We start from the raw sequence: 1,369 nt of genomic DNA on the forward strand, positions 1-1,369 counted from the left end.
GGGCGAGGCCGCGCGTGTCGCACGGGTGGCGCAGGACCGCGACGTCGAGCGAGCCGTTCGCCAGCGCGCGGACCTGCTCGGCGGTGCTCGTCTCGCTGAGCGTGAGCCGCAGGTCGGGGCGGCGCTCGCGGAACGCCGCCACCAGCGCCGCGACGACGTCGCCGCCGAGGTCGGCGGGGAGTCCCGCGCGGACCAGGCCGACCTCGCCGCTGCGCGCCCGGTCGGCGAGCTCGCGGATGCGGTCGACGCGGCCGAGGACGTCGCGCGCCTCCGGCAGCAGCAGCCGCCCGGCGGCGGTCAGGTCGACCCGCCGGCTCGTCCGGTCGAACAGCCGCACCCCGAGTTCGTCCTCCAGCCTCCGGATGCGCTGGCTCAGCGGGGGCTGGGCCATGCCGAGCCGCTCCGCCGCGCGGCCGAAGTGGAGTTCCTCGGCGACGATGACGAAGTGGGCGAGATGCCCGACGATGTCCATGAGCTGGAACGATACCAATTCCCATACCGCTGCGGAATTGATAGCACTCTTGGACACGGCCGTGCTGACCTGGTGTTCTGTGAGCTCACCGCAGCGAAGGGGGATGTCATGACGCGATCCCGGTGGACGGCGGTCGTCGCCGCCGTGGCGGCCGTCGTGCTCGTGGGGGCCGGGGCGTTCTGGCTGCTCGGAGGGGGCGACGACGGGCCGAGGGGCACCGCCGAGCGGTTCACCGCGGCGTGGAGCCGGGGCGACTACGCCGCGATGGGCGAACTCACCGCGGGCGCGCCCGCCGACCTCACCGCGCGGCTCGCCAAGCAGCGCGACGAGCTGGGCGCGACCGCGCAGAAGTACACCGTCGCCTCGGTGGGCAAGCCGAAGGGCGGCGAGGCGGGCGGCGCGTACTCCGCGCGGCTCACCCTCGCCGGGGGCCGCACCTGGAGCTACGACGGGACGCTCGGCTTCACCAAGTCCGGCGGCAAGTGGAAGGTGGACTGGTCGCCGACCGTCCTCTACCCGGGCCTCAAGGAGGGGCAGCGGTTGCAGGCCGCCCGCGCGTGGCCGACCCGGGGACAGGTCTCGTACGCGGACGGCTCGTCGATGGAGGGCTCGCCGTCCGGGTCCGTCCAGCAGATCGTGGGGCCGCTCGGCCCGGCGACCGACGAGGTGGCGAGGAAGCTCGGCGCTCCCTACCGCAAGGGCGACTCGATCGGCGTGGACGGCCTGAACAAGCAGTACGAGAAGCGGCTCGCCGGGACGCCCGCGCTGACCGTCCGGATCGTGGACGCGAACGGCCGGCAGGTCTCGGCGGTCAAGCGGTTCGGCGGCGCGGACGGGCAGCCGCTGCGCACCACCATCGACGCGCGGACGCAGAAGGCGGCGGGCGCGGCGCTGGCC

2 protein-coding genes are annotated in these 1,369 nt (G+C 74.7%); one reads left to right on the forward strand and one right to left on the reverse strand.

The window, feature by feature from the left end; translation table 11 throughout:
- Positions 1-472, reverse strand: a 472-nt coding sequence (locus AB0J52_RS40770; RefSeq protein ID WP_500188593.1) for a LysR family transcriptional regulator, incomplete at its 3' end; no start/stop codon positions are given.
- 108 nt (positions 473-580) lie between these two features.
- Between AB0J52_RS40770 and AB0J52_RS40775 the strand changes: the two genes are divergently transcribed.
- Positions 581-1,369, forward strand: a 789-nt coding sequence (locus AB0J52_RS40775) for an NTF2-like N-terminal transpeptidase domain-containing protein (protein ID WP_500188594.1), incomplete at its 3' end; no start/stop codon positions are given.

This window comes from Spirillospora sp. NPDC049652 (assembly GCF_040675125.1).
In the GTDB taxonomy this organism is placed as follows: domain Bacteria; phylum Actinomycetota; class Actinomycetes; order Streptosporangiales; family Streptosporangiaceae; genus Spirillospora.